Source organism: Bradyrhizobium sp. SZCCHNRI1009 (assembly GCF_032487575.1).
Classification (GTDB): Bacteria; Pseudomonadota; Alphaproteobacteria; order Rhizobiales; family Xanthobacteraceae; genus Bradyrhizobium.
Map to the genome: position 1 here is coordinate 61,004 of NZ_JAUEUL010000001.1, position 24,219 is coordinate 85,222.

Consider the following 24,219-nt stretch of genomic DNA (forward strand, 5'->3'; position numbering starts at 1 on the left):
ATCCGCGACGCGGTGGACGGCGGTCCCATCGCGCGTGTGTGTTGACATCCGGTCTCGCGTCATTGGGACGGATGGGCCGGCGACGAATCCGTCAGACGTGTTCGTCGCGGGCTTGCGTAAAGGCGTACCCGTCCCGTTGCCGCGCTTCGTCGTCCAGTTCGCTCCGACCATTGCGTGCGCGCCTCGCACGCGTGCATCGATGCAGCCTCGCATCGCCAACGCGGGCGCCGGCTCGGCTTCAGGTGCAGGCCATCGCGAGGACATCGACTGGCTGCGCGCCATTGCGGTGCTCTCCGTCGTCGCATTCCATTTCGAGGCGCCGGCGATCTTCGGTGGCTTCGTCGGCGTCGACATCTTCTTCGTCATCTCAGGATACCTGATCACCGGCATCATCGCGGCAGAGATGGCGCAGGGCCGCTTCTCGTTCGCACAATTCTACGAGCGGAGGGTGCGGCGGCTGCTGCCGGCGCTCTACGCCATGGTGGCGTTCGCGGCGCTCCCGGCGTCGCAGGACATGCTGGGCTCCGAGCGCGCCGAGTTCCTCCGTTCCGCGGCCGCCGTCGTCACCTTCACCTCGAACATCTTCTTCTGGCTGCAGTCCGGCTATTTTGACCACGCGGCGGTCGAGAAGCCGCTGCTGCATACCTGGTCGCTGGCGGTCGAAGAGCAGTTCTATCTGGTGCTGCCCGTGGTGGTCTGGGCCGTGCTGCGGCTGGCGCGCGGCCACAGGCTCGCGCTGCCGGTCACTCTCGCGCTGCTTGCCACAGGCTCGTTCGCGCTCGGCCTGATGCTGATGCGCGGCGGCGCGTCCGCGAGCGCGTTCTTCCTCAGCCCGCCGCGCGCCTGGGAATTCCTGCTCGGCAGCCTGGTCGCGATATCCGGCCTTCCCGCGCCGCGGCCGGGTCTCGTTCAGCGCGGCGCCCGCGCGCTGTCGCTGCTGCTGATGGCGGTGCCGATCCTGGCGCTGCGCCCCGGACCGGGCTTCCCCGGCGTCGACGCGCTGGCGCCATGCCTCGGCGCGGCGCTGTTCCTGTGGAGCGGCGCCGGCGTGGCCAATGTGCCGCGCAGCCCGCTGTCGCCGCTCGGCGTGGCGGCGTTCTTCGGCCGCATCTCCTATTCGCTGTATCTCTGGCACTGGCCGCTGTTCGCCTTCGCGCGCTTCGCCAAGCCCGGTCTCGCGCTCGACGGCTGGGAGCGGGCGGCCCTGTTCGTCCTCACGGTCGCGGTCGCCACGCTGTCCTGGCGCTTCATCGAGCAGCCGTTCCGCAACCGCCGGCTCGCGGCGACTCCGCGCGCCGCGTTCGGTCTTGCGGCGCTGGCGAGCCTGCTGCTGCTGGCCGGCAGCGGCGTCGGCCTGCTGCGCGCCGGCGCGGTGTCTGACAACGACCGCGCGGCGCAGCGGCTGGACGCCTACAATGCCTACGACATGAAGCCGGTCTATCGCTACGGCACCTGCTTCACGACACCGGACGGCCGGGTCGCCGAGGATTGTCTGCAGGCGGTGGCCGGCAAGACCAATGTGCTGCTGTGGGGCGACAGTTTTGCGGCCCACTACTATCACGGCCTCAAGGCCCAGCTCGATCCGGACACCGTCAACATCATGCAGGCGAGCCAGCCCACCTGCATGCCGACCTTCAGCGCGGAGACGCAGGGCGTCGCGGCCTGCCGCGCCCTGGCGAGCCAGATGCGCGACTATTTCGCGCAAGCGCGGCCCGACCTCGTGGTGATGTCGGCGGACTGGCTGGAGAACGCGCGCCCGCCGCGGTTCGCCGGCATGGTGCGCGACCTCAAGCAGACGCTGCAACGGCTGCAGGAGGCCGGCATTCCGGTGGTCCTGCTCGGTCCCTCCGTGCAGTTCCGCGCGCGGCTGCCGTCGATGCTGGCACGCGCCACCCTGCGCGGCGTGACGCCCGATCCCGCGGCATTCGTCCGCTCGGACATCTTTGCGCTGGATGCCGCGATGCAGGCTGCGCTGCCGAGTGGCGAGGGCTTTTCCTACGTCTCGATCCTGTCGGCGGTCTGCGAGAACGGCCGCTGCCCGCTCACCGCCGGCGACGTCCCGCTGTCCTTCGACCACGCGCATCTCACCGCGGCGGGCTCGCGCCATGTGATGGCCCGGATCGCGCCGCTGCTTCTCCCGCAGGCGACGGAGCTCAGCTTACGTCAGCAGGCCGACGATCGCACCCATCAGACAGGTGGTGAGGGTGCCCGAGACGATTGACTTGAGGCCGAGCGCGTTGATCTCGTCGCGCCGCGTCGGCGCCATGGTGCCGAGCCCTCCGATCATGATGCCGAGGCTCGCGAAGTTGGCGAAGCCGCACATCGCATAGAGCATGATCAGCCGCGCGCGCGGATCGAGCGCGCCCGCATCGAGCTTCGCCAGCTCGACATAGGCGATCAGCTCGTTCAGCACCGTCTTGGTGCCCATCAGGCTGCCGGCGGTGACGGCCTCCGGCCATGGCAGGCCCATCAGCCAGCACACCGGCGCCATCACGAGGCCGAGCAGCCGCTGCAGCGAGACGTCGGCGCCGCCGATGGCGGGCAGCAGCGACAGGATCGCGTTGGCGAGATGCACCAGCGCGACGAGCACCAGCAGCAGCGCCACGATGTTCATCAAGAGCTCGAGCCCGGCGCTGGTGCCCTTGACGATCGCGTCCATGGTCGAGGTGGCCTCGGTCCCGGGATCTGCGAGCGCGCCGCCGGTGAGCTGCTTCGAGGTCTCTGGCACCATGATCAGGCTGATCAGGATCGACGCCGGCGCGCCGAGCACCGAGGCGATGACGAAATGCGCGGCAGCGTCGGGGATCAGCGGCGCCAGCAGCGTGGCGTAGAGCACCAGCACGGTGCCGGCGATGCCGGCCATGCCGCCGGTCATAACGAGAAACAATTCGCTGCGTGTCATCTGCGCGAGATATGGCCGGATGAACAGCGGCGCTTCCACCATGCCCAGGAAGACATTCGCGGCCGTCGACAGGCCGACCGCGCCGCCGACGCCGAGGGTGCGCTCCAGCAGCCAGGCCATGCCGCGCACCAAGGGCGGCAGAACTCGCCAGTAGAACAAGAGCGTCGTGAGCACGCTCATGACCAGCACGATCGGCAGCGCCTGGAAGGCGAGCACGAAATCGGCACCGGGCGCCTTGAGGTCGAAGGGCAGGGGGCCGCCGCCGACATAGCCGAAGACGAACGAGGTGCCGGCCCGGGAGGCCGACGAGATGGCGCCCACGACATCGTTGATGGCGCCGAACGCGCGGGCGACGGCGGGGACCTTGAGCAGGACGATGGCCGTCACGAGCGTCACCACCAGCCCGAGCCCGGCCTGTTTCAACGACACCGCGCGCCGGTTTTCGCCGAGCGCCCATGCGATCGCCAGCAGCGCGACGATCCCGAACCCCGATTGCAGCTGAAGCATCAGATCCCCCGAACCCCGTTTCATTATGAGCGCAGGGAACTGCCGCGTGCAATGCCGCGCGGCCATGCGGGGCCCGCGATTGACAAGCCATGAGGGCTGCGTCACGCAGGCGCATTATGTCGTCCACCGTCCCGATCGGCGCGCGCGATCTCCTGAAGCAGAGCGCGTTCCTGTTCTTCCTGTCGTCCCGCAGCCTGTCGCGCTTTGCGAGCCAGATCGCGGCGGTGGCGATCGGCTGGCAGATCTACGATCTGACCGGGCGCGCCTTCGATCTCGGCATGGTCGGGCTGATCCAGTTCCTGCCAACGGCCCTGCTGGTGTTCGTCGCCGGCAGCGCCGCTGACCGATTCCAGCGCAAGCGCGTCGTGCAGCTCTGTCAGCTCGTCGAGGCGCTGACCGCGCTCTATCTGTGCTGGGGCGCCACTACCGGCCAGCTCGGCGAATTCCAGCTGTTCGCGGCGGTCTTCGTGCTCGGCATTGCCGGCGCGTTCGAGAGCCCCGCGACCGCGGCGCTGCTGCCGCTGATCGCGCCGGCCGGCACGTTACAGCGGGCGAGCGCGCTGTCGAGCGGTGCCGCGCAGCTCGCGACCATCGCGGGGCCTGCGATCGGCGGCTTCGCCTATGCCGTCGCGCCCGGTGTGCCCTACGGCATCATGATGCTGTTCTGGATCGGAGGCATGGCCCTGACCGGCCTGATGCAGGTGCCTGATGACGTGCCGGCCGAGCGGCTCGAGGGCAGCAAGGACGATCTGTTCGACGGCGTCCGCTTCATCCGCGCCAATCCGGCGATCCTCGGCACCATCTCGCTCGATCTGTTCGCCGTGCTGCTCGGCGGCGTCACTGCGCTGCTGCCGATCTATGCGCGCGATATCCTCGACACCGGGCCGTTCGGGCTCGGCGTGCTGCGCGCCGCGCCCGCGGTCGGCGCGCTGGCGATGACGGCGGTACTGGCGCGCTACACCATTCGGCGGCGCGTTGGCCTGCGCATGTTCCAGGCGGTCATCGTGTTCGGTGCGGCGACGGTCGTGTTCGCCGTCTCGCAGGTGATGTGGATTTCGGTCGCAGCGCTCGCCATTCTCGGCGCCGCCGATACGATCAGCGTCGTGATCCGTTTCTCCCTCGTCCAGCTCGCCACGCCCAACGAGATGCGCGGCCGCGTCGGCGCGGTGAACTTCCTGTTCATCAACGCCTCCAACCAGCTCGGCCAGTTCGAGAGCGGCGTCACCGCCGCGCTGTTCGGCGCCATGCCGGCCGCCATCCTCGGCGGCCTCGGCACGATCGCGATCGCGCTGGCGTGGATGAAGCTGTTTCCCGAGCTGAGGAAGGTCGAGCGGTTGGAGTAGCGGGCCAGCATCGGCTCGCGTCGGGGGAGAGAACGGGTTGTGACGACGGTTTCTCCGTCATTCCGGGGCATCGCGCAGCGATGAGCCCGGAATCCATAATCGCGACACGTCGTGTGGCGGAGAAGAGCGCCACATCCATCTCGCACCAAATAACCGCTCGTGGCTATGGATTCCGGGCTCGCGCTTCGCGCGCCCCGGAATGACGTGAGGAGAGAGCGGGGGCCGTGATCGGAAACGGCGATCAGCCGCGTCCGACGAACGGCATCTTCGTCGCCATCACCGTGATGAACAGGACGTTGGCGTCGAGCGGCAGGCCGGCCATGTAGGCGACGGCGTCGCCGACGGCCTTCACGTCCATCCGCGGCTCCGGCATCATGCGGCCGTCGGGCTGCAGCACGCCGCCGACCATGCGCTCGGTCATCGGCGTCTCGGCATTGCCGATGTCGACCTGGCCGACCGCGATGTCATAGGCGCGGCCGTCGAGATTCGAGGCCTTGGTCAGGCCCGTGATCGCATGCTTGGTCGAGGTGTAGGGCGACGAGAACGGACGTGGCGCATGCGCCGAGATCGAGCCGTTGTTGATGATGCGGCCGCCGCGTGGCGACTGGCCCTTCATGATGCGGAACGCGTGCTGCGTGCACAGGAACGGCGCGGTGAGATTGGTGGCCACCACCTGCTGCCATTGCTGCAGCGTCAGGTCTTCGAGCGGCACCGGCGGCGCGCCCATGCCGGCATTGTTGAACAGCACGTCGAGCCGGCCGTAGGTCGACTTCACGGTATCGAACAGCGCCGCGATCGAGGCGGGGTCCGTCATGTCAGCCGGCACGGCGAGGCTCATGCCGGACGGACCGAGCTTGGCGGTTTCCTCCAGCATCTCCTTGCGGCGCCCTGCCAGCACCACGGTGAAGCCGGAGTTCATCAACGCCAGCGATGCGGCGCGGCCGACCCCTGTGCCTGCGCCCGTCACCAGCGCGATCTTCTTTGCCGCTTCAGCCATGTTTCCTCACCTTCAATTCAAGCGTTTTGCAGTTTCAGTGTTTTGACTCGCTCTGAGTCTTATAGGGCGGCCGCGGGATGTTGTTATGCGCCGCGCGCAGGGCCGCCGACCAGCGCGAGCGGAGATCGTGGAAATAGGGCTCGCCGGCCTCGATGCGATGATTGAGGTCGGCCTCGCAGGCCTCCGCGCGCACCACCAGGACGTCGATCGGCAGGCCGACGCCGAGATTCGAGCGCATCGTCGAGTCCATCGAGATCAGGCCCGTCTTCAGCGCCTCGTAGAGCTCGACGTCGTAGTGCATGGCGCGGTCGAGCACCGGCTTGCCGTATTTGTGCTCGCCGATCTGCAGATAGGGCGTGTCGGTGGTGCATTCGATGAAGTTGCCGGCGGTGTAGACCATGAACAGCCGCATCCGCGAGCCCTTGATCTGGCCGCCGAACAGGAACGAGACGTCGAACGAGATATCCTCGGCCTTCAGCGCCGGCCCTTCGGTGGCGTGCACCATGCGGATCGCCTTGCCGATCCGCTGCGCCGCCTGGAACATGGTCGGCGCGTTCATCAGCGTCTCCACCTCGCCGGTGTCGGGGTCTTCCATTCCTTCGGTCAAGGTCGACAGCACGGACTGGCTGATGGCGAGATTGCCGGCGCTGGCGACCGCCACGATGCGCTCGCCCGGATTGGAGAAGATGTGCAGCTTGCGGAAGGTCGAGACGTTGTCGAGACCGGCATTGGTTCGGGTGTCCGCGATCATGACGAGGCCGTCACGCACCAGAATTCCGCAGCAATAGGTCATCTCAGTCCCCTCGAGCCATTGCGCGAATTACTAGCGAAAATCGACGGTCCCTCCAACCCCGCAGTGCTGTAGCCCGGATGAGCGGCAGCCGGCGCCCGTAGGGCGCTGGTGGGAGCGATATCCGGGATCTCACGCGCTTTCTCGGAGAACCCGCATGTCGCTTCGCTCATGCGGGCTACGGGGCTACGGGCGCGCGTTCCGGAATTCAGGACTGGCGCTGCGACTGCGATTGCGACTGGCCGCCGCGGCCGACCTGCTCGACCTTCACCTTGACGGTGAGCGTCTCGGTGCCGCCGCCATAGCGGGTGCCGCGCACCGGCGCCGCGCCGAGATAATCGAGCCCGATCGCGACCCGGACATGGGCGTCGGTGGTGCAGATGCAGTTGGCGGCGTCGAAGCCGACCCAGCCCAGATCCGGCACATAGGCTTCCGCCCAGGCATGGCCGGCCTCCTGGTGCACCGCACCATCGGAGCGCAGGAAGTGGCCGGACACGAAACGCGCGGGGATGCCGGCGGCGCGCGCGCAGGCAATGAAGATGTGCGCATAGTCCTGGCAGACACCGCGCTTCAGCCCGAAGGCTTCCGCCGCCGAGGTGCCGCTGTGGGTCGGATCCTCGTCGAAGGTCATGTGCTCGTAGACCTGCGTCATCAGCGTGTGCAGAAGACCGAGCACGTCGCTCTCGGACTCCGCGCGCAGATCGCGCACGACTGCGGCCATGGCGGCATTGGCGGCCGTAAGCGGCGTCTGCCGGAGGAAGAAGCTGGGCGGGAAGCGCTCGTCCGCTCCCTTCAGCACGCCGCCGGTGTCGTGGGTCTCGACCAGACCCTCGGCCGTGATTGTGAGATCCTCGAGCGCGCCGTGCGTGATCACATGGGTGACGTTGCCGAATGCGTCCTCATGCATGTCGAGGCGGGAATCGGTCGACACGTCGATCTGCCACTCCGCCACATATTGGCCGTCATTGCTGCCGGGCGTCATGCGGATGATCTGGATGACGCCAGTCGCCGCCGGCTCGTAGCGGTAGGTGGTGGAATGGGAGATACGCAGGCGCATGGCGGTCGACCAGTCTTCGTCAGATGTGCTGTCCGCGGTAGCTCGTTTCACCTCTCCCTGAAAGGGGGGAGGAGGATCCCTCGGGCGGAGGGCAGGGCGCCGGGTGCCGGACGTGGTCTCGCAGACACAGTCCAGCGGGCCGCGATCGCTGTCTCCACTGCGCTCAGATCAGGTACTGCTTGGTGATGATCTCTCCGAGCCGCGAATTGTCGGCGATGAACTCCTGGATGAACTCGTGCACGCCATGCTGGAAGATGTCGTCCATGTTGGAGTGGTCGAGCCGGTTGCGGACGCCGCGGGCATGGCGCTGCGCCGCCCCCTGGCGGCCATAGGCGACGCCGATCTGGTCGAGATTGCGGACGAGGTTGCCGTAGCAGCTCGCCAGCGAGCGCGGCAGCGTGTCGTTGAGGATCAGGAGGTCCGCGATCAGCCAGGGCTTCAGCGTCTCGCGATAGACCCAGTGATAGGCCGTGAGCGCCGACACCGAGCGCAGGATCGAGGTCCACTGATAGTAGTCCAGCGGGCCGCCGACGTGCTCCTCCTCGGGCAGCAGCACGTGATATTTGACGTCGAGGATGCGGGCGGTGTTGTCGGCGCGCTCGAGATGCAGGCCGAGCCGCGAGAACCAGTAGGCGTCGTTGCGCAGCATGGTCCGGTAGGCCGAGCCGTCGAAGCGCAGCGAGGTCTCCTGCACGAAGCGCAGGAAGCGCGCCAGCTCCTCGCGCGTCTTGGCGCCCTTGCTCCAGACTTCCTGCAGCTCGATCCAGGATCCGTTGAGGGTGTCCCACATCTCCGACGTCAACGCGGTTCGCACCGAGCGGGCGTTGAGACGGGCGGCCTCGATGCAGTTCTTGATCGAGGACGGGTTCGACTGGTTGAACGAGAGATATTCGACGACGTTCTGCTCGTTGGCCTCGGAGTAGTGCTCGTAGAAGCTGACATTGACGCCGGCGGTCATCAGCGCCGATTCCCATTCATTGGTCTTGCCGATATAGGCCGCGGGAAGCGCCGTGACGCGCAGGGTGGCGTCGATGGTGCGGGCAAGGTACTCGGCGCGCTCGACGTAGCGGGCCAGCCAGTACAGGTTTTCGGCGGTGCGCGACAGCATGGGCAATCTATGAGGTGCGGAGGAGACGGTGCGCTCCCTCTCCCCGTTCTTCACGGGGAGAGGGCTGGGGTGAGGGGCAGCCGCACGGGTGGTGCGAGTTGATGGACCTGTACCCCCTCACCCGGATTTCATCTTTCGATGCAATCCGACCTCTCAGCGCGAGCGAAGCTCGTCGCGCCCCCGCAGGCGGGGAGAGGTTGCAGCGAGCAAGCTCAGAACCCTGTGCAAACCAACTCTTACTCATCCAGCACCCATGTGTCCTTGGTGCCGCCGCCCTGGCTGGAATTCACCACCAGCGATCCCTCCTTCAGCGCCACGCGGGTGAGGCCGCCGGGCACGATGGTGGTGCGGTCGCGTCCCGTCAGCACGAACGGCCTGAGATCGACATGGCGTGGCGCCAGGCCGGACGCGACGCAGGTCGGGCAGGTCGACAGCGCGAGTGTCGGCTGGGCGATAAAACCCTCCGGCTCGCGCTTCAGCTTGTCGCGGAACGCCTCGATGGTCGCCTTGGTGGCGGCCGGGCCGATCAGCATGCCGTAGCCGCCGGAGCCGTGCACCTCCTTGACGACGAGCTCGCCGAGATGGTCGAGCACGTAGGACAGATCGGCCGGCTCGCGGCAGCGCCAGGTCTGCACGTTCTTCAGGATCGGCTCCTCGCCGAGATAGAACTTCACGACGTCGGGCATGTAGGAATAGATCGCCTTGTCGTCGGCGATGCCGGTGCCGACGGCGTTGGCGAGCGTGACGTTACCGGCCATGTAGGCCGACATCAGGCCGGGCACGCCGAGCGCCGAATCGGGACGGAAGGTGAGGGGATCGAGGAAGTCGTCGTCGACGCGGCGGTAGATCACGTCGACCCGCTTCAGGCCTTCGGTCGTGCGCATGAACACCTCGTCGTTCTTGACGATGAGGTCGCGGCCCTCGACCAGCTCGATGCCGAGCTTGTCGGCCAGGAACGAGTGCTCGTAATAGGCGGAATTGTAGATGCCGGGCGTCATCAGCGCCACGGTCGGCTCGGCCGAGGCGCTGAGCGGCGCGACCGAGCGCAAGCACGACAGCAATTCGTCCGGATAGCGCTCGACCGGCGCGACGCGGTGGCGCGCGAACAGGTCCGGAAACAGCCGCATCATGATCTCGCGGTTTTCCAGCATGTAGGACACGCCCGACGGCGTGCGCGCATTGTCCTCGAGCACGATGAAGTCGTTGGCGTCGACGCGGACGATGTCGATCCCGGCGATGTGGACGTAGACGTCGTGCGGCACGTCCTGGCCGTTCATCTCCGGGCGGAACACCGGGTTCTGGAAGATCAGGTCATCCGGCACGACGTTGGCGCGGAGGATGTCGCGGCCGTGATAGATGTCGCGCAGGAACATGTTCAGCGCCTTGACGCGCTGCTTCAGACCCTTCTCCAGCAGGGTCCATTCCTTGCCCGAGAGGATGCGCGGGATGACGTCGAACGGGATCAGCCGCTCCTGCGCCTCCGCCTCGCCATAGACCGCGAAGGTGATGCCGATTCGCCGGAACAGCAGCTCCGCCTCGTGGCGGCGATACTCCAGCGCCTCCGGCGGCGTTTCCTTCAGCCACCGCGACAGCTCCTGATAAGCCTGACGGACGTCGCCGCCCGGCTCGTTCATTTCGTCGAACGCAACTGCCATAGATGCCCGTGTGTCCCAGCCTCGCCATACACTGCATGACTCCTTGGGATGGTAGCAAGGGGCGGGCCAGCGCGATATGCATTCTCCTGCGGCATTTCGTGGGGGTTGCGAAAGCCGTGCCCGAAAAACCGGCTGCGTGGTGCTCAAATCCGCGGCATAGACTGCGACGTTCCGGATGACATTGGCGCCGTGGCGGGCCAAAAGAGACGGCAGATGCGAGGAGAAACCATGAGCGAGATCGTCACCGCGGGGTTGCTGGTCATCGGCGACGAGATCCTGTCCGGCCGGACCAAGGACAAGAACATCGGCTTCATCGCCGAATACCTCACCAATCTGGGCATCGACCTCAAGGAGGTCCGGGTGGTCTCCGACGACGAGCCGGACATCGTCGCCGCGCTCGATGCGCTGCGGCATCGCTACACCTATGTGTTCACCACCGGGGGCATCGGCCCGACCCATGACGACATCACCGCGGATGCGATCGCCAAGGCGTTCGGCGTCGGCATCGACCACCATCCCGAGGTCGTGGCGCGCTTCCGCGAGCGCTGGAGCGAGCAGGAGCTCAACGAGGCCCGGTTGCGCATGGCGCGCATCCCCGATGGCGCCGAGCTGATCCAGAGCGCCACCATCCTGGCGCCCGGCTTCAAGCTCGGCAACGTCATCGTCATGGCCGGCGTGCCGTCGATCATGCAGGCGATGATGGACATCGTCGCGCCGAAGCTGAAGTCCGGCGTGCGCATGCTGTCGGAGACCGTCCGCGCCAATGCCCGCGAGGGCGACATCGGCGGTCCCCTCCGCGAGATCGCCAAGGCGCACCCGGACACCATCATCGGCAGCTATCCCTTCATCGACGAGGACCAGAAGCCGAACACGCATCTCGTCGTGCGCTCGCGCGACCAGGACAAGCTGTCGGCCGCGATGGCGGCCGTGAAGGAGATGCTCGCCGGGCTCAACGTGACGCGCTAAAGCAGGTTCAGCTGTCGAGAACTCACGGACGAGATGAGATGCCAGACAAGACTTTGAGTGCAGAGGAGCGCGCGGGCCGGGCCTTCCCGGTGTCCTGGGACCAGTTTCACAGGGATTGCCGGGCGCTGACTTGGCGGCTGAACGAGATCGGGCCGTTTCATGCCGTGGTGGCCATCACCCGCGGCGGACTGGTGCCGGCGGCGATCGTGGCGCGCGAGCTTGGCGTGCGCGTCATCGATACGATCTGCATCGCGAGCTATGACCACACCAAGCAGGGCGAGCTGCAGGTCCTGAAGGGCATCTCGGCTGACACGGCGCAACTCGGCGGCGGTACCGGCAAGGGGCTCCTGATCGTCGACGATCTCGTCGACACCGGCAAGACCGGACGCATGGTCCGCGAGATCCTCCCCGACGCGCATTTCGCCACCGTCTATGCCAAGCCGAAGGGTCGGCCGCTGGTCGACACCTTCATCACCGAGGTGTCGCAGGACACCTGGATCTTCTTCCCCTGGGACACCGCGCTGTCGTTCGCGCCGCCGCTGCGCGACGGGGCGGCGTGAGCTCGGCGAGTGGCGAATAGGGAGTAGCGAATAGGGGATTCGGGTGGGCGAGGCGTTCGCTATTCGCTACTCCCTACTCGCCATTCGCCCTTCAACGCCATTCGCCAGCTGAAGGCTCGCCATGCCGCTGCAGAACCGTGTGACCCCGCTGGGCGACATCGTCGCGACGCCGCAGCGCGGGCTGTTCACCGGCAATCGCGGCATCATCCATGATCCCGCGACGAAGACGCTGTTGCGGAAGCGCTGGTCGAGCCCCGCCTGGCTGGTCTGCCGGTGCGACTTCCGCGTCCGCCGCCGCGAGGTGATGGCAACGCAAAGCTGGACCGAGCTGTTCTTCCTCGACGAGGCGACCGCCTTCGCCGCCGGTCATCGCCCCTGCTTCTACTGCCGCCGCGACGACGCCAAGAGGTTTCGTGCGGCGTGGGAGGAGGGCAACGGCGTCGAGGCTCTGCGCATCTCCGAGATTGATCGCGTGCTCCATCGCGAGCGCCTCGATCGCGGTCGCAAGCGCCTGCATCCGCTGCCGACGCCGCTCGCCGCCTTGCCTGACGGGGCCATGGTGCAGGCAGGCGAGGAGAGCTTTCTGATCCGAAAAGGCAGGGCGCTGCCCTGGTCGGCGGCGGGCTATGACGCGCCACGCGCAGGGATCACCGACGCGTTGCTGCTGACCCCGCCCTCGACGCTGCGCGCGATCAAGGCGGGCTACGCGCCGGTGCTGCATCCGAGCGCGATGACCTGACCGTCGGGTGATCGGGGCGCCGTACGGATGTGCCGCGCGGAGCTCCGCGCGTCACCACGCGTAGCGCACGATGCCCTTGCCGGCGTAGCTGCGGGTCACATCCGAGAACTCGCCCTCGAAGCTCGCGGCGGCCGACCAGCCATTCCGCCACTTCATTTCAGCGGAGACCGTGGTCAGCGCTGAATTCTGCGCCTGCCGCGCGCCGTTGACGACGAAGGATGCGCCCGGAAGGGTCTGGAACGTGGCCCCAGCCGACCGGCTGGGGTTGAAGTCATAGGCCCAGGCGAAGCGGCTGCGCAGCGTGAAAACGCCATCGGCCAGCGCATAGGCCTTGTCGGTGCGCAGGCCCAGCTCCGACCGCGTATCGGTGACGTTCTGCGATCCAAAGCGCAGCGCGAACGTGTTGGCGCCGGAGACCGCATTCTCCGCGTAGCCCGGCAGGCTGAACGTCGTGAACTGCGCTGCGGCGTAAGGCGTGATCCCGAACCCCATCCAGGGCGACACGAAGCGATAGCCGCCTTCGACCCGGCCGGCAAAGGTGTTGGCGTCGAAATTGGCGCGCAGCTGGTCGACGCCGGCCACGGTCACGGTGCGGTTGGTGGTGATGTTCTGCCAGCCATAAGCCAGTGCCCCCGAGATATAGCCTGCGCCGATATTGTGCCTGACGAAGGCGCCGGCCTGGAACAGGTCGGACCGGCCGCTGCCGCCATTGGCGACGCTGAACGTGGTGCCGCCGCCGGCCATCGAGAACCCGGCGATCGTGGACGGCGAGAAGCGGTAGTCGGCGCCGACGGCCGTGCCGTAGATGTTGCTGGTGGTATTGTTGGACCCGAGCGCGGTGTTGCCATCGGTGGTCTGCGAGCCGCCGAAGCCGGCTGCCCACACGCTCCAGCCCGGCCTGGCCACGGGCGCGGCCGGCGCCTTGGTGTAGATCGCGGCCAGCGCGTCGTTCGGATTGCGCTTGGACGCAAAAGCGAGCGTCTCCTCCGCGTAGCCGATCGCGCCGCTGGGCGCAGAGCCCTGGTCGCCGCGGCCGCCGACGAACGGATCCGTCATGACGCCCATGAACTGCGTCATCGCATTGAACGTCGTCTGCTGCGAGCCGGTCGCGGTCTCGCCCGAGATCTGCGTCAGCCCCGCTGGCGTCAAGCCGGTGAAGACGACGGGAATGCTGCCGTTCGTGTTGAAGTAGTTGCTGAGCGCGTTGCTGACGTTCTGCTGGTTGATGCTCGCCGACGACGTGCCCATCGAGAGGTTGAGGAAGACATCGTTGCTGCCATAGCTCAACGTCGAGGTGAACCCGGCTGGGAGGTTGGTGTTGGTGATGCCGCTGAACGTGCCGCTGACGCCGCCGGTGGCGGTGAGAATGGTGTATTGCTTGGAGATGTAGCTGCCGTTTGCGAAGGTTGCGGTGACGGCGGCGCCCCCGAGCGTCGCAGTGCCGGTGACGGTGGCGAACGACGCCGTGGTCGGATTCACCTGCACCAGGTATTGCGCGCCCGACTGGAAGGCGAGGTTGCCGACGACAGCCATGGAGGACGCCGGCGTGCCGTTGCCTGGCGCGAACGAACCTGAGATCGTCGCGTTGGCGCCGGTGACGGTGCCATCTCCGCTCAGCGTGCCGAACGTCTTGTTGAAGCCGTTGAGATCCAGCGTGGCGCCGGACAGCACGCTGAAGACCGTGCTGGCACCGAACGCGCCGGCCGAACCCGCGCGCAGCGTACCGGCGTCGACATTGGTCGCGCCGGTGTAGGTGTTGGTGCCCGAGAGAAGCAGGATGCCGCCGCCCGCCTTCACCAGGGTGCCGGCGGAGGCGCCGTCGCCGACGATGCCTTGCAACGTGGTCGTGGTCGCGCTGGCTATGTCGATCGTCGACAGCCCGGCAATCTTGAAGTCGCGGCCGTTGGCGAACGTCGTCGTGCCGGTGACCGCCAATGTGCCGCCGTTGGAAATGATCACGTCGTTGGCGACGTTGCCGAGATTGGCGGTGGCGCCGACCGAGAGCGTGCCGGCGTTGATGTTGACGTTGCCGGTGAACGTATTGGTCGCCGACAGCACCAACGTGCCGATGCCGGTCTTGTTGATCGCCGTGTTGACGCCGCCGGTCGTCAGTCCGGTGCCGCCGATGGAGTCGCCGTAGGTCACGGCGCCACCGGACACGCTGATATTGGCCGTCACGCCGCTCAGGAAGATGCCGGCGCCCTGCGCTGCGCCGGCCGCCGCCGAAAACCCGTTGATGGCGCTTGGCCCGATGCCGATGCCGGGGGTGCCGGCGGCGCCACCGGTGACGGTGTTGCCCGAAATCGGCGAGTCGAGAATCGTCAGCGTGCCGCCGGTGGCGACATAGATGGCGCCGCCATTGGCTGCGCCGCCATTGCCGCCGGCGCCGCCGTCGGAGCCGGGCCCGGGCCCGCCCGAGCCGCTGGCATTCGTCGCGCCGTCGCCGCCGGTGCCGCCGTTGCCGCCATTGGCGTTGCCGGTGCCGCCCGGATTGTTGTTGGTGTAGGTGTTGCTGTTGGTGGTGCCTGAGCCGCCGCCGCCACCGCCGCCGTCGCCGAGCGCGGCGCCCGCGGTGCCGGCCGTGCCTTGCGTGCCGGTATGTCCGCCGGTGCCGCCCGCACCGCCGCCGCCGCTGGCGCCGCCGTTGTTCGCGGCGCCGCCCGCGCCGCCATTGCCGCCGTTCACCGGGTCGGCTGCCGCGTTCTGTGCGCTGCCGCCGTTGCCGCCACTGCCGCCGGTGGCGCTGTTGCTGGTGAAGGTTACCGCGGCGATCGTGACGTTGGCGCCGCTGCCGACCAGCAGGCCGCCGCCGGCACCGAGACCGCCACCGCCGCCGCCGCCGGAGCCATAGGCCAGGCCGCCGCTATAATAGCCGTTCTGGCCGTTCTGGCCGTTGCCGCCGATCGCGGCCGTGTTGGTGATCGCCAGGCTGGAGATGTTCACGGTCGGCGCGTTGGCACCGTTGACGACGATGCCCTGAAACGAGGAGGCGCCGTTGATCGTCTGGCCGTTGCCGGTGATGTTCACCGTGACGTTGCTGTTGGCGGCCTGCAGTTGCGCAAGCGAGCTCGACAGCGTGAAGCCGCTGGTGATGTTGATGGTGACGGTCGAGTTGGCGCCGGCGGCCGCGACCGCTGCCACCGCCGTATTCCAGTCGGTCTGGTTGGCGACGTCGATCGCCAGGGCCTGGGTGCTCAACATGGTGCCCGCAAGAAGAACCGAGACGGTCAGCCAGCGCCGCGACTTCGGCGCAGCAAACATCGTTCTCGCAAGGCAAGCCATTGCATTCCCCAATAATGAAGGCGGAGGTCAGATACGAACTGGATTAAGCAGCAAAAAATTCACGCCACACTTGTGGCCAAGAAATGAAATGTTAGGACACATACTGTCAAGCGCAGCAAAGACACACAGCGTCGGGAATGTTGTGCATCTGGTATTTTGCTACCAAGGATAGATTTTTTCCATCCGGCGACCGTGATCGATGATCGCTGCGATCTGCCGCAAAACACAGAGCAGTGCATATGAAAGGCTGACGTGGCCATCGCGGCGGTCGTGCAGGGGCGGCACAGGCGCGGCCGTGCTGTTGCGGCGAATCGCGCGTGGTGAGACCGTGCTCACCTCGGATGCGCTCTTACTTTGATTCCAGGACCGTGTGCGTATCGCCTCCCGGCGCGATCGCGATTGAGCCAGGGCCCCGAGCGCGATGCCTCGGGGGGCGGCGAGCCGTCGACGCCCTTGCCTCGTGTCTGACCTGACCTCTGAGTCAGGCAAACCTTTGCCGAGCCAGCTTTGCGCCGGTGCCGAGCGCCATCAGCTTGGCCTCGGCGATCTCGCGCCGCATCGGCGCCATGCCGCAGTTCGTCGTGGCGATGATGTTCTCCTTCGGCACCACCTTCATGACGTCCTCGAGCGTCTTGCAGACGTCCTCGGCGGTCTCGATCGCGTCGCTGGCGACGTCGATGACGCCGGCCTGCACGATCTTGTTCTTGAGCAGGCCGAGCAGCTCGATCGGCACCTTCGAATTGCGGCACTCGACCGCGACCTGCTGGATGCTGCTGGCGTCGATGACCGGGAAGGTCTCCTCATACTGCCGCCACTCGCCGCCCAGCGTCTCCTTCCAGTCGGTGTTGGCCTTGATGCCGTAGCCGTAGCAGATGTGCACGGCGGTCGGGCAGGTCAGGCCTTCGGCGGCGCGCTCCAGCGCCTTGATGCCCCAGTCGCGCACCTCGTCCATGTAGACGTTGAAGGCGGGCTCGTCGAACTGGATCATGTCGATGCCGTCGTCGTGCAGCGCCTTGGCCTCCTGGTTCAGCAACTCGGCGAAGGCGAACGCCATCTTGACGCGGTCGCCATAGTAGCTGTCGGCGATGGTGTCGATGATGGTCATCGGGCCGGGCAGGGTGAACTTCACGGCACGCGTCGTGTGCGTGCGTGCGATCCGCGCCTCGTCGCCATGGACGCGGCCCTTCAGCGAGAGCGGCGCCACCACCTGCGGCACCATCGCCTTGTAGCGGTCCTTGCGGATGCCCATCTCGACCTTGTGGGCGAAGTCGATGCCTTCGACACGTTCCAGGAATCCGTGCACGAAATGCTGCCGCGACTGCTCGCCCTCGGTGAGAATGTCGATCCCGGAATCCTCCTGCAGCTTCAGCGCCAGGATGGTGGCATCACGCTTGGCGCGCGCCAGCTCGTCGCCCTTCGACTTCCACGGCGCCCACAGCACGTTGGGCTCGGCCAGCCATTCCGGCTTCGGCAGCGAGCCTGCGATGGTCGATGGAAACAGCATGGTCGAACTCTCCGGCATAGGGGGGCGGTCAGGCTTGAGCGCCTGTCTGCCATGGCTTACCCTTCAGGTACAGAAGAACGAAGCCGCCTCGCGTGTTCCGCAGCGCGGCATAATGGTCCGGGGAAGGAATCGGGGAAGGATGATCGATCTCCACTACGCGCCGACGCCGAACGGCTGGAAGATCTCGATCACGCTCGAGGAACTCGGGCTGCCTTATACCGTCATTCCCGTCGACATCCGCGCCGGCGACCAGTTCAAGCCGGAGTTCCTGGCGATCAGCCCCAACAACCGGATTCCCGCGATCGTCGATCACGCGCCGGCCGATGGCGGCGCGCCGTTCCCGGTGTTCGAGACCGGCGCGATCCTGATCTATCTTGCCGACAAGACCGGCCGTTTCCTGCCGCAGGAGATGCGGGCGCGCTCGCGTGTCATCCAATGGGTGATGTGGCAGATGGCCGGGCTGGGGCCGATGATGGGGCAGCATGGGCATTTCGCGCTGTATGCGGCCGAGAAGATCCCTTATGCGATCCAGCGCTATCGTGATGAGGTCGCACGGCTGTTCCACGTGCTCGACGTGCAGCTCGGCAAGACCGGCGCCTACGTCGCCGGCGACGACTATTCGATCGCCGACATCGCCTGCTTTCCGTGGATGATGACGCACAAGGCCCAGGGGTTTACGCTCGACGACTATCCCGGCATCAAGCGCTGGTACGCGGTGTTGCGCGCGCGGCCGAAGCTGCAGGCGGGGCTGGCGATCGGCAAGTTCGTCAAGGAGCCGTTCGACGAGCAGTCGCGTCATGTGATGTTCGGCGCGCGGGCGAAAGAGATGATCGAACGAGGTTCATAAGAAACCCTCATGGTGAGGAGCGCCGCAGGCGCGTCTCGAACCATGAGGCCACGACGCGGGCCTCATCCTTCGAGATGCGCGCAGTGCGCGCTCCTCAGGATGAGGAAAAACAGCCAGAACGGAAATCATCCATGATCGAATTCTTCTTCGACTGCTCCAGCCCCTGGACCTATCTCGCCTTCCACAACATCCAGCCGCTCGCGCAGGAATTCGACGTCGACATCGTCTGGCGGCCGATCCTGGTCGGCGGCATCTTCAACACCGTCAATCCCAGCGTCTATGCGCAGCGCGAGAAGCCGGTGCCGGCCAAGGCGGCCTACATGCTGAAGGACCTCGGCGATTGGTCCCGCTCGGCCGGGCTCAAGATCAAGATGCCGCCATCGGTGTTCCCTGTGAACAGCGTCAAGGCGATGCGCGGCTGCATCTGGCTCGGCCAGGACATGGTGCCGTTCGCGCGGGCCGTGTTCGAGATCTATTGGGGCGAGGACCAAGACATCTCGCAGGATGCGGTGCTGACCGAGGTGTGCCGGCGCGTCGGCATCGATCCGAAGGCGTTCTTCGATGGGATCGCGCAGCAGGGCATCAAGGACCAGCTGCGCATCAACACCGAGGAGGTCGTCAAGCGCGGCGGCTTCGGCTCGCCGACCATCTTCGTCGATGTCAACGACATGTATTTCGGCAACGACCGCCTGCCGCTGATCCGTGAAGCGCTGGCGAGGGCGAAGGGGCGCGCCAGCTGATGCCGCGGGCGATCGTCTGCCGCGAGCTCGGGCCGCCGGAGAAGCTGAGGCTGGAAAGCCTGCCGGCTCGTGGGCTGGCTGACGGCGAGGTGCGGGTGAAGATCCGCGCCGCCGGCATCAATTTCCCCGACATCCTGATGGCGGCGGGCGAGTATCAGCTCAAGCCGGAGCTGCCGTTCACGCCCGGCGTGGAGGCGGCGGGCGACGTCATCGCGACCGGCGCGGCCGTGACCGGCCGTGCCGTCGGCGACAAGGTCATCGTCCGGATGCGCTTCGGCGCCTATGCCGAGGAGGCGGTGGTGGCGGAGAGCCAGCTCACGCCGCTGCCGTCGACTTTCGACTACGCGGAAGGCGCGACCTATCTCGCCGGCCACGGCACCGCGCATCACGCCCTGGTCGATCGCGGCCAGCTCAAGCCCGGCGAGACGCTGCTGGTGCACGGCGCTGGCGGCGGCGTCGGCCTCGCCGCCGTCGAGATCGGCAAGCTGCTGGGCGCGACGGTGATCGCCGCAGCGTCGTCGGAGGAGAAGCTCGCGGTGGCCCGCGCGCGCGGCGCCGATCATCTCATCCTGTATTCACGGGGGCCGTTCCGTGATGCCGTCAAGCGCATCACCGATGGCCGCGGCGTCGACGTCGTGTTCGATCCCGTCGGCGGCGAGGTGTTCGAGAACAGCGTGCGCTGCATCGCCTGGGGCGCGCGGCTGCTGGTGATCGGCTTCACCGGCGGCATCGGGCTCGCACGCACCAATCTGATCCTGATGAAGGGCGCCAGCGTGCTCGGCGTCCGTGCCGGCGAGGCGGTGCGGAAGGATCCCGAGCTGGGCCAGCGCCGCATGGCGGCGCTGCTGGAGTTCGCTGAGCAGGGCAAGCTGCGGCCGAACGTCTCCCATCGCGTGCCGTTCGCGGACTACGCCGCGGCGATGCGGCTGCTGATCGATCGCAAGGCGATCGGTCGGGTCGCGCTGGTGATGGACTGAGGCACACAGCGGCGCCAAACCACCGGTGTCGTCCCGGCCTTGAGCCGGGACCCATACCGCGTGATCTCTCTTGTGACACCCTGAACGTCGTTCTTCGCCAAACAGCGCCCTGTGGTTATGGGTCCCGGATCGGCGCGCGCCGTGCCGCGCGCTTGTCCGGGACGACACCGAGGGTGGGGTTGGCACCGCTCGCCGTCATTGCGAGCGAAGCGAAGCAATCCAGGGCTAAGACGGGACTCTGGATTGTTTCGTCGTGGAGCCTGTCATCGGGCCGCGCTTTGCGCGGACCCGTTTGCTCCTCGCAATGACGGACGACTACTTGTACTCCCGCTCGTCCCACCACGGAAAATAATCCGGCATATCAGCCGTCACCGTGTTCTTGAACTGCGCCGGGCGCTTCTCCAGGAAGGACACCACGCCTTCCTTGACGTCGTCGGAGCGGCCGCGCGCGTAGATGCCGCGGCTGTCGACCTTGTGCGCCTCCATCGGATCGTCGGCGCCCATCATGCGCCACATCATCTGGCGGATCAGCGCGATCGACACCGGCGCGGTCTTCTCCGCGATCTCGCGCGCAAGCGCTCGGGCGGTCGGCAGCAGATCATCCGGCGGCACGACCTTGCTGACGAGGCGGCCGGCGAGCGCCTCCTGCGCCGGAAACACGCGGCCGGTGTAGCACCATTCCAGCGCCTGCGAGATGCCGACGATGCGTGGCAGGAACCAGCTCGACGCCGCCTCCGGCACGATGCCGCGCTGGGAGAACACGAAGCCGAACCGTGCAGCGTCCGAGGCAATGCGGATGTCCATCGCAAGCTGCATGGTGACGCCGATGCCGACGGCGGGACCGTTCACCGCGGCAATCACCGGCTTCAGCGACTTGAAGATCCGCAACGTCACCTGGCCGCCGCCGTCGCGCACCTGCGGATCGGAATAGTCGACGCGACCGTCGGCATGGCGCTTCACCGGACCGCGCTTGGCATCGCGGTCGAAGGTGTCGGCACCAGACGAAAGGTCTGCACCGGCGCAGAACGCGCGGCCCGACCCGGTGACGATGATCGCCCTGACGCCGTCGTCCTTGTCGGCGCGGTCGAAGGCGTCGATCAGTTCCTCCATCATGGTGCCGGTGAAGGCGTTGAGCTTCTCCGGGCGGTTGAGCGTGATGGTGAGGATCTTGTCGACGACGTCATAGAGAATGGTCTGGTAGGCCATGGGGTTTCCTGGTCCGCTGTTGTTATTAGTTAGGCGAGCCAAAAATCCCGCCGTCATTCCGGGGCACGCCCGAAGGGCGTGAGCCCGGAATCCATAACCACGATCGTGAGTATGGATTCCGAGTTCGTGCTTCGCACGCCCCGGAGTGACGACACAAACTAAGACCCGCGACGTGACCACAATAGTTCAGCGTTGCGCGGCGGCAAAGACCCGATAAATCATTCCGCAGCATGGAAAGGCGTAAGGCAACTCGCCCATTCCTGCACCCAAGACTCGCTGATAACGCAGCGTCATCTTGTTTCAATGGGCGACGTCGCAGTGATAATCCGCGCTCACGCGTGGGGATAGCTCGTCGTCTAATGGGCGGATGGTTGTGAAGCCGGAGCCTTTGGCCATGGCCGCTGCTCGCCGCGTAATCCCTCGAACGTCTTGGCCATCCCGAGCACGCCGACATCGTCGAAGCGGCGGCCGACGATCTGCAGGCCGATCGGGAAGCCGTCGGAGTCGTAGCCGGCATTGACGGAGATCGCCGGGTTCTCCGACATGTTCCACGGTACGGTGTAGGTGATGTGCTCGAACGGCGCCTGCGGGTCGTTGACCGGCGAGGCGAACTCGGCGGGGAATTTCACGCCGGGCGAGACCGGCGAGATGATGTAGTCGTAGTCGCAGAACAGTCTTGCTGCGGCGGCGCGTAGCGCCATCGTGACGTTGAAGCCTCTGACGACTTCGACGCCGGAGAGCGCGGCGCCACGCTCGGCCCATTGCAGGATGTAGGGCAGGGTCTTGGCGCGCACCTCGGGCGCCAGCCGCGCCAGATCGTCCCACAGCCGCGCGCGCCAGAAATTGTCAAGACCGTCGAGCATCTCGCGCGTCAGGAAGCCCTTGACCTCGCTGATTACGGCGCCGGCGTCCTCGAACGCTCTGGCGGCCGCCAGGGTCGTCGCGCGCACCGGCTCCTCCAGCGGCTGGCCGACGCCGCCGAGATCGTGCATCAGGCCGATGCGCAGCTTGCGCACCGGCTTCTCCGCGATCTTCCAGTGCAGGTCCGAGGGCGGCAGGCTGGTGCCGTCGCGCCTGTCCGGCTTGGACAGCACGCTCATCATCAGCGCGGCATCGTCGACGATGCGTGTCATCGGGCCGGCGACGCGGCCGACATAGGGCGGGTCGATCGGCACGCGGCCGAAGCTCGGCTTGAGGCCGACGAGGCCGCACCACGACGCCGGCAGCCGGATCGAACCGCCGATGTCGGTGCCGACATGCAGCGGACCGTAGCCCGCCGCGGCGGCAGCACCCGCACCGGCGCTGGACCCGCCGGGATTCATGCGGAGATCCCACGGATTGCGCGTCAGCGGATGGAAGCTCGACAGGCCCGACGACAGCATGCCGTAGTCGGGCATCGTCGTCTTGGCAAAGATGATCGCGCCGGCCTCGCGCAGCCGGGCCACCGGCGGCGCATCGGCGGCGAGTGGCGTGCGCGTGACGCTGGCTGCGCCGAGCGGCATCGGCTGGCCCTTGGTGGCGAGATTGTCCTTCACCGTCGCCGGTACGCCGTCGAGCACGCCGGCCGGCTCGTCATTGGCCCAGCGCTCGGTCGACGCTTTCGCCGCCGCTCGCGCGGCGTCGGTGTCGAGCAGGTACAACGCCTTGATATCAGGCTCCCACGCCGCCACGTGCGCCAGCACCTCGTCCATCACCTCGGACGGCGAGAACTGGCGCGCGCGGTAGCCGGCGATCAGGTCGACGGCGGAGAGATCGTGAAGCGAGGTGATGTCGTCCGAGACGGGCTTGTGCATGCTGGTGCTCCCACGCCGAAGTTCATCTCGATCTGCCGCCCGCTCATTGACGTATGTCGGTCGCGCTAGGCTGCCGGCAGGCGCGTTTCGATGATGCGCGCGAACATGCTGGCGCCGATCGGCAGGATCTTGTCGTCGAGCACGTAGCCGGGATTGTGCACCGGCACCGAGCCGTCATGGCCGACCCAGAAATAGGCGCCCGGAATCGTCTGCAGCATGTCGGCGAAATCCTCGCTGCCCATCTTCGGCGTCGAGCGGGTCAGCACCTTGGACGGCTCGACCACGGTTCGCGCGACCTGCTCGACGACCTTGGACTGCTCCTCCTGGTTCACCAGCACGCTGAACGTGTCGCGGATGTCGACATCGATCTCGCAATTGAACGCCGCCGCCATGCCGGCGCAGATCGCGCGCATGCGCTCGCGCACCAGCGCACGCACGGGGTCCGAGAACGCGCGCACGGTGCCGCAGAGCCAGGCATCCCCGGGAATGACGTTGTAGGCCGAGCCGGCATGGATCTGGGTGATCGAGACCACGGCGGCCTGCAGCGGCTCGACGTTGCGGCTGACGATGGTCTGGATCGCCTGGGCCACGCTGGTGGCAATCACCACCGCGTCCTTGGAGCGCTCGGGCATCGCGCCGTGGGCGCCGTAGCCGGAGATCCGGATGTCGAAGAAGTCGGCGCCGGCCATGGCAGGGCCGGGCAGGATCGCGATCTCGCCGTGCTCCAGGTCCGGCGCATTGTGCAGGCCGTAGAGTTCGTCGCAGGGAAACTTCTGGAACAGGCCGTCCTTGATCATCGCGCGTGCGCCGCCGAGTCCTTCCTCCGCCGGCTGGAAGATGAAGTGCACGGTGCCGTCGAAATTGCGCGTCTCGGCGAGATAGCGCGCCGTGCCGAGCAGCATCGTGGTGTGGCCGTCATGGCCGCAGCCGTGGAAGCGGCCGGGGATGGTCGAGCGCCACGGCAGGTTGGTGTTCTCCTCCATCGGCAGCGCATCCATGTCGGCGCGCAGGCCGATCTTCCTGCCGCTGTCACCCTTGCCCTTGAGCACGCCGATCACCCCGGTGCCGCCGAGACCGCGATGCACCTCGATGCCCCATTGCGCGAGCTTCTCGGCGACGATGCCGGAGGTGCGCGTCTCCTCGAAGCCGATCTCGGGATGGGCGTGCAGGTCGCGGCGGATGGCGGTGAGCTCGTCGGCGTAACCTTGGATGCGATCGATGGTCGGCATGGGTGCGTTTCCGTTGA

19 protein-coding genes are annotated in these 24,219 nt (G+C 66.9%); 8 read left to right on the top strand and 11 right to left on the bottom strand.

Annotated features, from left to right (window positions below; genetic code table 11):
* Positions 1 to 199 precede the first annotated feature (199 nt).
* Complete coding sequence (locus QX010_RS00310) at positions 200 to 2,221, top strand: acyltransferase family protein (protein ID WP_316176933.1); 2,022 nt, start codon at positions 200 to 202, stop codon at positions 2,219 to 2,221.
* Here the strand turns inward: QX010_RS00310 and QX010_RS00315 are convergent.
* Positions 2,159 to 3,409: a NupC/NupG family nucleoside CNT transporter gene (locus tag QX010_RS00315; protein ID WP_316176935.1), complete on the bottom strand. Its 1,251-nt coding sequence runs from the start codon at positions 3,407 to 3,409 to the stop codon at positions 2,159 to 2,161. The genes QX010_RS00310 and QX010_RS00315 overlap by 63 nt on opposite strands.
* A gap of 116 nt (positions 3,410 to 3,525) precedes the next feature.
* Here QX010_RS00315 and QX010_RS00320 point away from each other — a divergent pair, with 116 nt between their 5' ends.
* A complete protein-coding gene (locus QX010_RS00320; protein ID WP_316176937.1) occupies positions 3,526 to 4,752 on the top strand; it encodes an MFS transporter in 1,227 nt (408 codons plus the stop codon).
* Positions 4,753 to 4,993: 241 nt separating this feature from the next.
* Here the strand turns inward: QX010_RS00320 and QX010_RS00325 are convergent, their stop codons facing one another.
* The 5 genes from QX010_RS00325 to QX010_RS00345 form a co-directional block, all read right to left on the bottom strand.
* Positions 4,994 to 5,749 (bottom strand): SDR family oxidoreductase, encoded by a 756-nt coding sequence (locus QX010_RS00325; RefSeq protein WP_315801102.1) that lies wholly within the window; start codon positions 5,747 to 5,749, stop codon positions 4,994 to 4,996.
* A gap of 34 nt (positions 5,750 to 5,783) precedes the next feature.
* A complete protein-coding gene (locus QX010_RS00330) occupies positions 5,784 to 6,542 on the bottom strand; it encodes a peptidase (RefSeq protein WP_315714729.1) in 759 nt (252 codons plus the stop codon).
* A 205-nt stretch (positions 6,543 to 6,747) separates the two neighbouring features.
* A complete protein-coding gene (locus tag QX010_RS00335; RefSeq protein WP_315801101.1) occupies positions 6,748 to 7,596 on the bottom strand; it encodes a transglutaminase family protein in 849 nt (282 codons plus the stop codon).
* A gap of 163 nt (positions 7,597 to 7,759) precedes the next feature.
* Entirely contained in the window at positions 7,760 to 8,704 is a 945-nt protein-coding gene (locus tag QX010_RS00340) for an alpha-E domain-containing protein (RefSeq protein ID WP_315801100.1), read from the bottom strand.
* 236 nt (positions 8,705 to 8,940) lie between these two features.
* Complete coding sequence (locus QX010_RS00345; protein WP_316176940.1) at positions 8,941 to 10,359, bottom strand: circularly permuted type 2 ATP-grasp protein; 1,419 nt, start codon at positions 10,357 to 10,359, stop codon at positions 8,941 to 8,943.
* Positions 10,360 to 10,587: 228 nt separating this feature from the next.
* On the opposite strand from QX010_RS00345, the gene QX010_RS00350 reads away from it, so the two are divergent.
* From QX010_RS00350 to QX010_RS00360, 3 genes are all read left to right on the top strand, one after another.
* Positions 10,588 to 11,325: a competence/damage-inducible protein A gene (locus QX010_RS00350; RefSeq protein WP_316176942.1), complete on the top strand. Its 738-nt coding sequence runs from the start codon at positions 10,588 to 10,590 to the stop codon at positions 11,323 to 11,325.
* 38 nt (positions 11,326 to 11,363) lie between these two features.
* Positions 11,364 to 11,885 (top strand): xanthine phosphoribosyltransferase, encoded by a 522-nt coding sequence (gene gpt, locus QX010_RS00355; protein ID WP_315714724.1) that lies wholly within the window; start codon positions 11,364 to 11,366, stop codon positions 11,883 to 11,885.
* 121 nt (positions 11,886 to 12,006) lie between these two features.
* Positions 12,007 to 12,624 (top strand): hypothetical protein, encoded by a 618-nt coding sequence (locus QX010_RS00360; RefSeq protein ID WP_316176944.1) that lies wholly within the window; start codon positions 12,007 to 12,009, stop codon positions 12,622 to 12,624.
* Positions 12,625 to 12,675: 51 nt separating this feature from the next.
* Here QX010_RS00360 and QX010_RS00365 read toward each other — a convergent pair whose 3' ends face one another.
* Both QX010_RS00365 and QX010_RS00370 read right to left on the bottom strand, forming a co-directional pair.
* On the bottom strand, positions 12,676 to 15,885 hold the full coding sequence (locus QX010_RS00365) for an autotransporter domain-containing protein (RefSeq protein WP_316176946.1): 3,210 nt from the start codon (positions 15,883 to 15,885) through the stop codon (positions 12,676 to 12,678).
* Between the two features lie 502 nt (positions 15,886 to 16,387).
* Positions 16,388 to 17,410 carry a methionine synthase gene (locus tag QX010_RS00370; RefSeq protein WP_316176948.1) on the bottom strand — a complete coding sequence of 341 codons (1,023 nt, stop codon included), beginning with the start codon at positions 17,408 to 17,410 and terminating at the stop codon, positions 16,388 to 16,390.
* Between the two features lie 139 nt (positions 17,411 to 17,549).
* On the opposite strand from QX010_RS00370, the gene QX010_RS00375 reads away from it, so the two are divergent.
* The 3 genes from QX010_RS00375 to QX010_RS00385 all read left to right on the top strand — a co-directional run bounded on the left by QX010_RS00375 (position 17,550) and on the right by QX010_RS00385 (position 19,974).
* A complete protein-coding gene (locus QX010_RS00375; protein WP_316176950.1) occupies positions 17,550 to 18,257 on the top strand; it encodes a glutathione binding-like protein in 708 nt (235 codons plus the stop codon).
* A gap of 131 nt (positions 18,258 to 18,388) precedes the next feature.
* Positions 18,389 to 18,997, top strand: coding sequence for a 2-hydroxychromene-2-carboxylate isomerase (locus tag QX010_RS00380; RefSeq protein WP_316176952.1), 609 nt, complete (start codon positions 18,389 to 18,391; stop codon positions 18,995 to 18,997).
* A complete protein-coding gene (locus QX010_RS00385; protein ID WP_316176953.1) occupies positions 18,997 to 19,974 on the top strand; it encodes an NADPH:quinone oxidoreductase family protein in 978 nt (325 codons plus the stop codon). The genes QX010_RS00380 and QX010_RS00385 overlap by 1 nt, the downstream gene beginning before the upstream one ends.
* Before the next feature lie 315 nt (positions 19,975 to 20,289).
* Here QX010_RS00385 and QX010_RS00390 read toward each other — a convergent pair whose 3' ends face one another.
* The 3 genes from QX010_RS00390 to QX010_RS00400 all read right to left on the bottom strand — a co-directional run bounded on the left by QX010_RS00390 (position 20,290) and on the right by QX010_RS00400 (position 24,202).
* Positions 20,290 to 21,180 carry a crotonase/enoyl-CoA hydratase family protein gene (locus QX010_RS00390; RefSeq protein WP_315801093.1) on the bottom strand — a complete coding sequence of 297 codons (891 nt, stop codon included), beginning with the start codon at positions 21,178 to 21,180 and terminating at the stop codon, positions 20,290 to 20,292.
* A 356-nt stretch (positions 21,181 to 21,536) separates the two neighbouring features.
* On the bottom strand, positions 21,537 to 22,973 hold the full coding sequence (locus tag QX010_RS00395) for an amidase (protein WP_316176955.1): 1,437 nt from the start codon (positions 22,971 to 22,973) through the stop codon (positions 21,537 to 21,539).
* Between the two features lie 65 nt (positions 22,974 to 23,038).
* The gene (locus QX010_RS00400; RefSeq protein ID WP_316176957.1) at positions 23,039 to 24,202 is read right to left on the bottom strand and encodes a M20 aminoacylase family protein; all 1,164 of its coding nucleotides are present in this window, start codon (positions 24,200 to 24,202) and stop codon (positions 23,039 to 23,041) included.
* Between the last annotated feature and the right edge of the window lie 17 nt (positions 24,203 to 24,219).

Excerpts from the sequence above, each read along its gene's own strand:
- QX010_RS00400 (WP_316176957.1), bottom strand. The coding sequence starts at position 24,202 with ATGCCGACCATCGATCGCATCCAAGGTTACGCCGACGAGCTCACCGCC.
- QX010_RS00365 (WP_316176946.1), bottom strand. The coding sequence starts at position 15,885 with ATGTTTGCTGCGCCGAAGTCGCGGCGCTGGCTGACCGTCTCGGTTCTT.
- QX010_RS00340 (WP_315801100.1), bottom strand. The coding sequence starts at position 8,704 with ATGCTGTCGCGCACCGCCGAAAACCTGTACTGGCTGGCCCGCTACGTC.
- gpt (WP_315714724.1), top strand. The coding sequence starts at position 11,364 with ATGCCAGACAAGACTTTGAGTGCAGAGGAGCGCGCGGGCCGGGCCTTC.
- QX010_RS00375 (WP_316176950.1), top strand. The coding sequence starts at position 17,550 with ATGATCGATCTCCACTACGCGCCGACGCCGAACGGCTGGAAGATCTCG.
- QX010_RS00390 (WP_315801093.1), bottom strand. The coding sequence starts at position 21,180 with ATGGCCTACCAGACCATTCTCTATGACGTCGTCGACAAGATCCTCACC.
- QX010_RS00395 (WP_316176955.1), bottom strand. The coding sequence starts at position 22,973 with ATGCACAAGCCCGTCTCGGACGACATCACCTCGCTTCACGATCTCTCC.
- QX010_RS00325 (WP_315801102.1), bottom strand. The coding sequence starts at position 5,749 with ATGGCTGAAGCGGCAAAGAAGATCGCGCTGGTGACGGGCGCAGGCACA.
- QX010_RS00330 (WP_315714729.1), bottom strand. The coding sequence starts at position 6,542 with ATGACCTATTGCTGCGGAATTCTGGTGCGTGACGGCCTCGTCATGATC.
- QX010_RS00315 (WP_316176935.1), bottom strand. The coding sequence starts at position 3,409 with ATGCTTCAGCTGCAATCGGGGTTCGGGATCGTCGCGCTGCTGGCGATC.
- QX010_RS00380 (WP_316176952.1), top strand. The coding sequence starts at position 18,389 with ATGATCGAATTCTTCTTCGACTGCTCCAGCCCCTGGACCTATCTCGCC.
- QX010_RS00370 (WP_316176948.1), bottom strand. The coding sequence starts at position 17,410 with ATGCTGTTTCCATCGACCATCGCAGGCTCGCTGCCGAAGCCGGAATGG.
- QX010_RS00345 (WP_316176940.1), bottom strand. The coding sequence starts at position 10,359 with ATGGCAGTTGCGTTCGACGAAATGAACGAGCCGGGCGGCGACGTCCGT.
- QX010_RS00360 (WP_316176944.1), top strand. The coding sequence starts at position 12,007 with ATGCCGCTGCAGAACCGTGTGACCCCGCTGGGCGACATCGTCGCGACG.
- QX010_RS00320 (WP_316176937.1), top strand. The coding sequence starts at position 3,526 with ATGTCGTCCACCGTCCCGATCGGCGCGCGCGATCTCCTGAAGCAGAGC.
- QX010_RS00385 (WP_316176953.1), top strand. The coding sequence starts at position 18,997 with ATGCCGCGGGCGATCGTCTGCCGCGAGCTCGGGCCGCCGGAGAAGCTG.
- QX010_RS00310 (WP_316176933.1), top strand. The coding sequence starts at position 200 with ATGCAGCCTCGCATCGCCAACGCGGGCGCCGGCTCGGCTTCAGGTGCA.
- QX010_RS00350 (WP_316176942.1), top strand. The coding sequence starts at position 10,588 with ATGAGCGAGATCGTCACCGCGGGGTTGCTGGTCATCGGCGACGAGATC.
- QX010_RS00335 (WP_315801101.1), bottom strand. The coding sequence starts at position 7,596 with ATGCGCCTGCGTATCTCCCATTCCACCACCTACCGCTACGAGCCGGCG.